At 31.1% G+C, this 10,378-nt stretch carries 9 protein-coding genes and 1 pseudogene; 6 read left to right on the top strand and 4 right to left on the bottom strand.

Features of this window, described 5'->3' with window-relative positions; all coding sequences use genetic code 11:
- Positions 1–12 precede the first annotated feature (12 nt).
- A complete protein-coding gene (locus M4I23_RS19985) occupies positions 13–165 on the top strand; it encodes a hypothetical protein (RefSeq protein ID WP_368736184.1) in 153 nt (50 codons plus the stop codon).
- A gap of 452 nt (positions 166–617) precedes the next feature.
- On the opposite strand, the gene nhaD is transcribed toward M4I23_RS19985, so the two are convergent.
- Positions 618–1,925 carry a sodium:proton antiporter NhaD gene (nhaD, locus tag M4I23_RS18165; RefSeq protein WP_249755336.1) on the bottom strand — a complete coding sequence of 436 codons (1,308 nt, stop codon included), beginning with the start codon at positions 1,923–1,925 and terminating at the stop codon, positions 618–620.
- A gap of 536 nt (positions 1,926–2,461) precedes the next feature.
- Here nhaD and M4I23_RS19980 point away from each other — a divergent pair.
- Positions 2,462–2,981: pseudogene (locus M4I23_RS19980) on the top strand (transposase).
- A gap of 107 nt (positions 2,982–3,088) precedes the next feature.
- Here the strand turns inward: M4I23_RS19980 and M4I23_RS18155 are convergent.
- The 3 genes from M4I23_RS18155 to M4I23_RS18145 all read right to left on the bottom strand — a co-directional run bounded on the left by M4I23_RS18155 (position 3,089) and on the right by M4I23_RS18145 (position 5,003).
- A complete protein-coding gene (locus tag M4I23_RS18155; RefSeq protein ID WP_158851024.1) occupies positions 3,089–3,784 on the bottom strand; it encodes an LrgB family protein in 696 nt (231 codons plus the stop codon).
- Positions 3,781–4,146, bottom strand: a complete 366-nt coding sequence (locus M4I23_RS18150) for a CidA/LrgA family protein (RefSeq protein WP_158851026.1) — start codon at positions 4,144–4,146, stop codon at positions 3,781–3,783. Before M4I23_RS18150 ends, M4I23_RS18155 begins: the two co-directional genes overlap by 4 nt.
- Before the next feature lie 662 nt (positions 4,147–4,808).
- On the bottom strand, positions 4,809–5,003 hold the full coding sequence (locus M4I23_RS18145) for a hypothetical protein (RefSeq protein ID WP_249755334.1): 195 nt from the start codon (positions 5,001–5,003) through the stop codon (positions 4,809–4,811).
- A gap of 351 nt (positions 5,004–5,354) precedes the next feature.
- Here M4I23_RS18145 and M4I23_RS18140 point away from each other — a divergent pair, with 351 nt between their 5' ends.
- The 4 genes from M4I23_RS18140 to M4I23_RS18125 all read left to right on the top strand — a co-directional run bounded on the left by M4I23_RS18140 (position 5,355) and on the right by M4I23_RS18125 (position 10,222).
- The gene (locus M4I23_RS18140) at positions 5,355–6,938 is read left to right on the top strand and encodes a glycoside hydrolase family 30 beta sandwich domain-containing protein (RefSeq protein ID WP_249755333.1); all 1,584 of its coding nucleotides are present in this window, start codon (positions 5,355–5,357) and stop codon (positions 6,936–6,938) included.
- Between the two features lie 45 nt (positions 6,939–6,983).
- Positions 6,984–7,781, top strand: coding sequence for an SH3 domain-containing protein (locus M4I23_RS18135; RefSeq protein WP_249755332.1), 798 nt, complete (start codon positions 6,984–6,986; stop codon positions 7,779–7,781).
- 274 nt (positions 7,782–8,055) lie between these two features.
- Positions 8,056–8,904, top strand: coding sequence for an SDR family oxidoreductase (locus M4I23_RS18130; RefSeq protein WP_249755331.1), 849 nt, complete (start codon positions 8,056–8,058; stop codon positions 8,902–8,904).
- A gap of 7 nt (positions 8,905–8,911) precedes the next feature.
- Positions 8,912–10,222: a family 43 glycosylhydrolase gene (locus M4I23_RS18125; RefSeq protein WP_249755330.1), complete on the top strand. Its 1,311-nt coding sequence runs from the start codon at positions 8,912–8,914 to the stop codon at positions 10,220–10,222.
- Positions 10,223–10,378: the final 156 nt, after the last annotated feature.

Below are 10,378 nucleotides of genomic sequence, written 5' to 3'. Positions count from 1 at the left end.
TGTACGGATGCCATCGCTATGGCCATTAAAAATAGGAAATACCCTGATAAAAAGCTTATCCATCATTCGGATAGAGGATTTCAATACTGCGATCCGAAATACACAACATTCGCTGAAAACAACAACATTACAATGAGTATGACAGAACAGTACAACCCTTATTAAAACGCTGTTGCTAAAATAATTAACAGAGCTCTTAAATACGAATACGGATTAAAACAAACCATCAAAAACATAGAGCTTGTTCAAAAAATGACCGATCAAGCTGTATATATTTATAATAACCTAAGAGCAAATTTTAGTTTGGGACTAAGAAAACCAGCTGATGTGCATTTATATCCTAACATCAAATACAAATCCTATCGAAAAAATAATGTAAATTTACCTGAACTTAAGATTTAAGAACAGAACTAGTTCAAACTATTTTTTTGCCTTCTAAACGGCTAAAAAAAATCTTTTTAACGGTAGAAATAATCAAAAAAAAGGTCAACCTATATCAGTATAATACATAATGAAATTGATGCTTTTTTATTGACTACTGTTTTTAATGTAGAGCTGTAAAAAAAATTAAAGATGATCTTTTTGGGTTTAATCACAAAATGAAAATTTAGCTATAATTAATTCAATACCATATAGGTTAAAATGCCACATAAATAGCCTAAAAGCGCCACTAATGAAACTTTTTTCAGATACCATACAAAATTCATTTTAAATATTCCCATAATAGCTACTCCTGCTGCAGATCCTATAATTAAAATACTACCTCCTGTACCAGCACAAAATGCTAGCAACTCCCAAAAAGCACTATCTACAGGGTAAGTTTCCATAGAATACATGCCCATTGCTCCTGCAACCATTGGTACATTATCTATAACTGAAGACAGTAGTCCAATTAATGTATTAACGACATATATACTTTTAAAATTAGCATCCAATAAGCCTGCAAGTTGTGTTAAATATCCTCCTGTTTGTAATGCTGCAACAGCCATTAAAATTCCTAAAAAGAACAAAATACTTGGAGTATCTATACGTTGAATGACACCAGAAATAGATAATGCTTTTTTACTTTCATCATTTTTTTTCTTATGAAGAATTTCGGTTAAAATCCAAATAACACTTAACCCGAACAAAACCCCCATAAAAGGTGGTAAGTGTGTCCATGTTTTAAAAACAGGAACAAAAATTAAAACAAAGACTCCTGTAAAAAACACTAAATATTTTTCAAAACGACTCGCTTTATTTAATTGATTAACAGTCGATTCCGAACCTAAAATCGTAATTTCAACATCTCCATTTAGCCTATAACTAAAAATAGCTAACGGAATAGCAACTGCCACTAAACTAGGAATAAATATCTCTGTAATAATATTGGATGCGGTAATCTGACCTCCAATCCAAAGCATAATGGTTGTTACGTCTCCAATAGGCGACCAAGCTCCACCAGCATTTGCAGCAATAATCACCATAGATGCAAAAAGCCATAAATCTTTTTTATCCTTTATCATTTTTCTTAAAACAGCTGCCATTACAATAGATGTTGTTAAATTATCTAGCAAAGCAGAAAGAAAAAAAGTGATTAATGTTAGCGCTATAAGTAAACTACTTTTCTTTTTTATCTTAATTCTATCGGTTATAATACTAAAACCTTCATGGGCATCCATTATTTCTACAATGGTCATTGCTCCTATTAGAAAAAATAAAATTTCTGCTATTTCACCAATATGGGTTAACAATTCTTCGGAAATAAAACTATAAGAATCTACAAGGTTTAAACTGGGGAAAATAGTCTGAGTCCCAAAAATTAATAAAGTCCAACATAATACCCCTAGAAGTAAAGCTGAGGCCGTTTTGTTAATTTTAATACTGTGTTCTAAAGCTATACCTAAATAACCTATGACAAAAACTACAATAATTGCTAAATACATATTTAATACTTTTTATTAAAAAAATCTATTCAATATCTTTTACCCATTGTTGCTAACACTCAACTCTAAATGGTATTCCAAAATATAAATTAACGCTTAAAAAAGCCTTTAAAACTACTTCAGGACTTTTAATTCTAGCATTTAGAAAACAAAAACTAATATTCTTATTTCTAAAAATGTTTTTGTAATTAAAGTTACTTGTATTAGATTTTTAGCCCTTTGGGCAATAAGAAATTACCCTATTTAAGTTTTGGTAATCTATTTTTTCATTCTTGAAGTAGTGCCATAGTAGCTATCGTTTTTCTATAAATAAATATACGATATTCTTATCATATTTAGATGTGAAAAAATATTAAAACCAACAAGTTAGAAATCAATTAATAATTAAATAGAACTAAAAGAAATTTTAGAGCACTTAAATGTGTTATAAAAAAGAGAAAGTGATAAATTTTATTAAATACAGTTTTTAAAATCTATCTTTAAAATTGTAAAAATAGTATAAAACACCCCTTAGAAGTTCCTGCAACACTCAATGAATGCTGGAGAGTGCTGCGCTTACTAATGTTAGAAAGGTGCGTGTGTTTAACGTTATTGATGACTGTAATCGAGAAGCACTTGCGATTAACGCAGGTCTTTCTTATCCAGCGAGAGCTGTCGTTGAAACGCTAGAATATTTAAAAGAAGAAATAGGAACTCCTAAGTATGTGAGGTGTGATAATGGCCCAGAGTTTATCTCTAAGACCTTTATGAACTGGTGTAAAAAGAATTTTATTAAAATTAAATACACACAACCTGGTAAACCTATGCTGAACGGATATATAAAAAGGTTTAATCGTTTCTTTAGAGAAGATATTAGATGCCTATTATTTTAATGACATTTACCAGCTCCAAAAAATTAGCGATAACTGTAGAGAGGACTATAATTTTAATCATCCACATAAATCTTTAGGGAACATATCTCCTAAAGAATATATGCCCAGATTTGATGAAGAATTTAAATTCTTCATCAAATCTGAACTTAATAATAATTATTTGTCGAATTTTAAGGTGTCCTAAAAAAGGGAAGCCTACACTTGTTCGTAAAAAAACAAGACGAAGGCCTTATAAAAAAAGACGTGGAACCGGAAGTTAAATAATCATAAAATTGGCTGATTATGTTCACATTATATAAGCCCAAGCATAGCCAAAATAATAGGAGTAAATATAGCTGTAAATAAACCATTTAAAATAAGTCCCATACTCGAGTACGCACCAAACCTCTGACTAATAGCCATGGCTTGAGCCGTTCCAAGACCGTGACCTGCTGTACCCATTGAAAGACTTCTTGACATTGGGTTCTTCACCTTAAAGATTTGCAAGATTTTAAAACCTGCAACAGAACCAAAGATGCCTACCATAACAACCATCGAAGCTGTAAGTGATGGAATACCTCCTATTGAAGATGAAATATCTATTGCAAGTGGTGTAGTTACAGACTTGGGTGCTATTGAAATTATAACTTCATTTGAAGCACCTAACCATTTAGCGATTAATACTCCCGTAATGATCCCAACTATAGACCCCACTAATTGCGAAATAACAATTGGAATAACTTGTTTTTTTATTTTACTTAATTGAAGATATAATGGCACACCTAATGCCACAATGGAAGGTTTTAGAAAAAATTCTATATATTTTCCCGCATCATGATACGTTTCATAAGAGATACCTGCAAATTTTAAAATAGATATTACAGCTATTATAGTTATCAATATTGGGTTTAGAAGAACTGAGTTTGTTTTATTTTGAAGAGACTTAGTTAACCAATAAATACCCACGGTTATAGTTAATAACATATAAGGCTCTGAAATAAGTTTCATTTGTTATCTTTTTTTAGTTTCTTAGATCTTATTTTTCTCAACAATTGGTGTGTAAAACTTGTGCTTAATAACACTAAAACTGTACTACCCAAAATTGCCGCTAATATTGGCACTAATTCTTTTGAAATTAAATCAAAATAACACATAATAGCTACTCCTGGTGGGATAAAAAAGAATACCATGTTGTCTAAAAGAAAATCAGTAATACTTTGTATCCATTCAAGTTTAATTATTTTAAATTGAAGTCCAGCTGTTAGCAACAACATACCTATAATACTTGAGGGTATTTTTATACCAGTGAAATAGACTATAATCTCACCAAAAGCAAGACATAGGAGTATTATGAATAATTGTCTAATCATAATTATTTTTTTCTATTGCAAAAGTAATGTTCCCTAAAACATATAACTAATAATGATTGTTAAACAAACATATTTTTTTTTAAAAAAAACTCACAAAAAAGACATCTCTAAGCAACTTAAAATATATTAAAAGCAAGATAGATAATCTGAAATTCAATTTTAAGCAATATAGCTTTTCCAAAAAGAGAGATAAAACTATAATTAATGAACAATATTCACCTTATCTTTTAGGCTATAAAACAGATAATGAGTCTATGCTATAAGAGCAAAAAAAACGAGAATGTCTCGTATTAAAAAAACTAAAAAAGTTACAACAAAAAGATTATATGCATGCTGCCTTTGCTCCGTGGTTTATAAGTTGCAAACCTAAAAGCGCTTATTAAAACATTGCGGAACGCACTCAGAACTTAAAAATCGGAATTTATAAAAACTGTATTCTAACAAGTAAACTCTGAATGAATTACGCTCAATTTTTACTCAAACGTGAAATAGAATGCAGAACTATTTTTTTAGCTTGTTTGCGGAATTAAATAAAGAAACATAAATAACTGGACGCTGAATTGAAAAAAATAATTTAGTAATAAAATTAAACAAATTATAAAATCGAGTTTCTTTGGTGGACTAATATTTGCTAGTATAATGGCAATAGATTATTATCGCGGTCAAGAATTTGATATATGGAAATTTCTAAAGAATATTTTAATTTCTGGAATAGTTACAGGGTTATAAAATACTTCAATTGGAGTATCCTGATTATACTTCTCTTTATTTCCTAAAGCCTCTATATTTAACGAATTTACCATTAACTGATACAGAAAAATCTGGATCTTAAAAAATAATTGCTTTTGTAAGCTCATAACTTAAATATTTAATTGCTACCTACTCTTTTAAATGATTTTCGGTTAGCTCGTTTTTAGAATAGCAAAACTATGCGTCTTAGCTTCTAGAGCCTATAACCATTATATTAACTACTAGTTTTGAATCTATAAAACTGGCCTTTGAATTAATAATCTATTATTTAATTAATCAGAAAACACAAACTACTAAAAATCAACGAAATGATAGCGCCGTAGCCTACTTACTAAAACCCTTGCAGATTTTTTCTATTCAGTTTTTATTTACTAAATTAGGTGCATATCCATATACAAACACGTAGCAAATTAACTACCTGAAATAGAATGATTTCAATAATTTTAAATTAACAATTAATGCTTAGATTACCGAAACCGAATATTGCTCTTGTACAAATTCTAACTATATTAAGTTTAATTTACTCCTGCTCTACTAAAAATAAAGATTATAAAGTTGATGTATACCAAACTTCACAATCTGGAGATAATCTCAAATTAATTACAAAAAACCAAACGATACAAACAGTTGGAGAAATCAAAAAAGTTAGTTTACAGATTAATCCCGACCTAAAATTTCAAGAGTATGTTGGATTTGGAGCTTCTTTTACCGAATCCTCCGCATGGAACTTGGCGACCATTCCAAAAACACTTCGTAAAGAAGTATTAACACGTCTTTTCAGTCCAACAGAAGGTGCTGGTTTTTCCCTTACACGTACACACATTAATAGCAGTGATTATTCAAATAGCCACTACACTTATGTTGATTCTGGAGATACAAGTCTTTCTTCTTTCAGTATAAACGAAGACATGAAAGGTTTTACTGGTGAAGAAAATAATCAAGTAAGAGGTATAGAGTTGATAGAACCAAATTATGACATTATCCCAATGATACTTGAAGCAAAAAGTATTCAAGGAGCCAATTTTAATATCATTGCCTCTCCTTGGAGCCCACCTTCGTGGATGAAATCTGGAGAAACCTCAGAAATGACAAACGGTACTTTACTACCTCAATACTATGGAGTTTGGGCAAAATATCTTTCAAAGTACGTAAGCGCTTATGCAGAGCAAGGCATAAACCTATGGGGAATTACTCCACAAAACGAACCGCTTCATGCACATAATGCACGTTGGGATAGTAATGGATTTACTGCTGAGCAAAGCCGCGACTTTTTACGGGATTACTTAGGCCCTCAACTTGTTAAAGATGGCCATCTGAATCTTAACGATTTAGATGCTGGATTACGAGTATTAATATATGACCATAATAAGTCTACAATGAACGATTATGCTAGAGCTATTTATAACGACGTTGAGGCTGCTAAATATGCATGGGGTACTGGGTTTCACTGGTATGCTAACTCCGAACTTGAAGAAAATAATTGGTATAAGAAAGAATTAGATACTTTGAGAACTTCTTGGCCAAACAAAGGAATGATTCATACTGAATCGAGCATTGACATTGACGCTAACGATCCGGTAGGTCAATACTGGAGGGAAAGTACTGACTATGCTGGTACTTTTGTACCGTTCGACACCTACGCTTACGATATAATCACAGATCTTAATCACGGAGTTCAAGGTTACATTGAATGGTGTATGATTCTAAGTAATAAAGGGCAACCAAATCCTTACGACAACTTTAATAGTGCTCCCGTATTGATTAACCCAGTTACCGACGAGGTGATTTACACACCTCTCTATTACTTATTAAGCCATTTTAGTAAGTTTATAAAACCTGGAGCACACAGGATAGAATTAATTGGAAAAGAGCTTGAAGGGCTTGCATATACGGCAGCAATAAACACCGATGGATCCATTGCGGTAGTTGTCTTTAATAGAACCACAACACCCCTAGAACTGCAGCTAACTTTAAAATCCAAAACTTATAAAATAGAAATAGCACCAAGAGCACTTCAAACAATTAATTTTCGAAACAATTAATCCGATTAAAAGAACCTTACATCAAATTTAGCCGAACAACTAAAAATGAACAAATTAATAATATTAGTCCTTTTAATTACAAAATTTTCTTTTAGTCAAGAAACAAAATATCATGACCCAAATCTTGATTTAAAAAACGGAGAAAACTATTATTTATTTGGAAATGATGTTAAATTCAGACAACTTCCAGACTCATCCTCTGAAGTCATTGATTTACTTAAAATTGGAACAGAGATCCAAATACTAGAAAAAACTGACTATAAACTAAATTATAACGGTATTGAATCCTCTTTTTATAAAGTTAGATACAAAGACAAGGTTGGTTACATTCTTGGAGGATTAATTTCATTAGAAAAAAAGAAATTTAAAAACTCATCATATTTTTTTGTTTATAAAAAAGTAGAAGATAATTACTTAATAATTATTCGCCGTTTAAATGAAAAAACTGAAGTAAACGAAAGTAGTTCTAAATTAATTACTTCTCAGTTTTCAATAGATCTTTACGATAATAAAGGAATTGATAACCTGGAAAATATTTTGTTTATCAATTATTTAGGCGAGGCTTGCGGAATTGATGGTGGTGGAATCTTCTTCTTTCAGACTAAAACAGAATTAAAAAAAGTTTTTGAAATATCACAAATATCCGATGCTGGAATTTATTGGTTCGAAGAAAATTTAATTTTTCCAACAGATGAAAAAGGAGTAAAAGGAAAAGTAGTTTATCAAAAAGAAATAGGAAATTATGAAGATGAAGAAACAAATTGGATAGAAATTAAAAAAACAAGTAGAGAATTAGAATGGAAAAATGGAAGTTTTATTCCAAACTTAAAACCTGAAAAATAAAAACGATTTATTGCTTAATCAAAAGGAGACTTTATGTTTGCGGCATCTAGTTTTTCTGCGAAAAATCATCGAATACAAACACTCAACTATTCTTACAAATAAACGATGTAAGTAATAAGGAAAAACCACTTACAACATTATATTAGCAAATAGAGCAATTAGTGTTTAATCGAAAGGTTATTGTCTATTTCCTAAGTCGCTAAATCGAAAAAAACCACTTATTTTCTGTCCTAATTTCCATATATTTAATGTTAAACAAAATTAAAACCAGTATATGAAAATTGCAGTTACGGCAGCAAGTGGACAGTTGGGTACTTCCATTGTAAATAAACTAAAAAGCATCATTGGTAAAGAGAACTTAATTGGGGTTGTAAGAACACCTGAAAAAGCTTCTCATTTGGGAATTGAAGTTAGAAAAGGAGATTATAATAACCGAGAGGATTTTAATAAAGCTTTAAATGGAATAGATTCAGTTCTGTTGATTTCAGGAATGGACAATCCCGAAAATAGAATCCAGCAACATAGAAATGTAATTGAAGCTGCCAAGCAAAATGGTGTAAAGAAAATAGTTTACACAAGCATTATTGGTGACGAAGAAAAAACTGCTTTTAGCCCAATCGTAAAAAGCAATCGTCAGACTGAAAAAGATGTGCGAGAATCGGGGTTAAATTGGGTAATTGGAAGAAATGGAATTTACATTGAACCCGACCTTGAGTATATAGATATTTATGTAAAAGAAAGTGAGATTAGAAACTGTGCAGGCGATGGAAAATGTGGTTATACCAGCAGAGATGAATTAGGTCTTGCTTATACAAAAATGTTATTGAACGATACACACAACGGGCAGACATATAATTTAGTAGGCGCTCCAATTACGCAGACCGAATTAACAGAATTTATCAATCAAGTATTTAATACAAAACTAACGTATAACTCAGTGTCGGTAGAAGCTTACGAGAGGGAAAGAAAGGCCGCATTAGGCGATTTCATGGGAACCGTTATTGCCGGTATTTACAATGGAATTAAAATTGGTATAAATAATGTTCCCTCTGATTTTGAAAAAGCCTCAGGAAGACCTCATAAATCTACCTTAGAAATAATAAAAGCTTTTAAAGACAAATAATATCTACATGGTGAAAAGAATAAAAGTGATAACTCTATTACTAAGCATTATCTGTTTCCAAATAAGTTTTGCACAAAACCCTATCATCGGAAATATTGGAATTTCCGATCCTCATATAAGGGTGTTCAATGATACTATTTTTTTATTTAGTGGTCATGATTCAGATCCGCACGACAAAACATGGATTATGAAAGATTGGAGAATCTTTTCAACAACCGATTTAATAAATTGGTCTTTAAGGGAAACGATTAGTCCAAAAGACAATTACATGGATGATAATAGCGGCGATTGCTGGGCAGGCGATGCTGAAAGTAGGAATGGTAAATACTATTTCTACTTTTCGGACCAAAAGAGAGGGATTGGTGTTATGGTCTCCGATTCTCCTTCTGGATTATATAAAGATCCTCTTGGGAAACCACTTGTTTCTCCAATGCACGATCCAACAATTTTAATTGATCATGATAAAGAAAAAACACCATATATCATCTATGGTGATAAAGAAGGTGGCGGCTATCAAATTGCAAAATTGAATAATGATATGATTTCTTTAGCTGAATTCCCCAAACCCATAATAATTAAGGGGGAAGAATGGGTAAATGCCCCCGCTTGGATGGACAAAAATTATATTTTCAATTATAAAAACACATATTACTTAAGCTGGGGTAAAAATTATGCTACTTCTAACAACGTTTATGGACCATACAACTATACTGGATCTGTTGGAAATGGATATAATTTAGGAGAATTTGCACATGGTAGCTTTTTTTGGTGGAAAGGTCAATTTTACCATATCTGGTGTTATTACCAAAAGCCAGGATACAAGTATAGAGAAACAATAATTACCTATTGCCATTTTGACGATCAAGGAAAAATTGTAACAGATACAAAATTTTTAGACGAGCATTTCAAAAATGGTGTTGGGCAATACAATGCATCTTGGAGTAAAATTGAGTCTGAATGGTATTATGAAATTTCTGGAGAAATACAAAAACGAGGAAATCAAGACAAAGGTTTTGTTTTATCTAATATAAAAGATGGAGATTGGATTAGGTATGCAAATATAACTTCTAATCAAGTATATAATAAATTTATTGCTAAAGCATCAATTGAAGGTGGCGTGGGGTATTTAGAAATTCGTACAGATAGTACATCTGGAAATCTACTAGGAAAAATTAAATTACCCTTATCAAATGATAATTCTTTGCAAGACGTATCTTGTGATATTGAAGGATTTATTGGTAAGAGGGATCTTTTTCTAATATTTAATGGGTCTAAAGAGAGTAACATGCAATTAGACTGGTTTAAATTTGAAAAATAAAATTATTTGATTAAAAAAACTAACTTTATTTATGTTATTCCAACTATAAGAGGAAGTAAATACTACCACAATATTTTTTATACGTAATGGTAGGCAGTATGGCAAAAAATAAGGTTTATACCTACTTACACCAAGTAGGTTTAACGGGGTAATACT

The organism is Algibacter sp. L4_22 (assembly GCF_023473045.1).
In the GTDB taxonomy this organism is placed as follows: domain Bacteria; phylum Bacteroidota; class Bacteroidia; order Flavobacteriales; family Flavobacteriaceae; genus Algibacter.
Note: the sequence above shows the minus strand (reverse complement) of the source record. Positions and strands in the feature narration are given on the sequence as shown.

What these genes read in the sequence shown, in the direction of transcription:
- M4I23_RS18155 (WP_158851024.1), bottom strand. Translation starts at nt 3,784, where the DNA reads ATGAAACTTATTTCAGAGCCTTATATGTTATTAACTATAACCGTGGGT.
- M4I23_RS18125 (WP_249755330.1), top strand. Translation starts at nt 8,912, where the DNA reads ATGGTGAAAAGAATAAAAGTGATAACTCTATTACTAAGCATTATCTGT.
- M4I23_RS18135 (WP_249755332.1), top strand. Translation starts at nt 6,984, where the DNA reads ATGAACAAATTAATAATATTAGTCCTTTTAATTACAAAATTTTCTTTT.
- nhaD (WP_249755336.1), bottom strand. Translation starts at nt 1,925, where the DNA reads ATGTATTTAGCAATTATTGTAGTTTTTGTCATAGGTTATTTAGGTATA.
- M4I23_RS18130 (WP_249755331.1), top strand. Translation starts at nt 8,056, where the DNA reads ATGAAAATTGCAGTTACGGCAGCAAGTGGACAGTTGGGTACTTCCATT.
- M4I23_RS18140 (WP_249755333.1), top strand. Translation starts at nt 5,355, where the DNA reads ATGCTTAGATTACCGAAACCGAATATTGCTCTTGTACAAATTCTAACT.
- M4I23_RS18150 (WP_158851026.1), bottom strand. Translation starts at nt 4,146, where the DNA reads ATGATTAGACAATTATTCATAATACTCCTATGTCTTGCTTTTGGTGAG.
- M4I23_RS18145 (WP_249755334.1), bottom strand. Translation starts at nt 5,003, where the DNA reads ATGAGCTTACAAAAGCAATTATTTTTTAAGATCCAGATTTTTCTGTAT.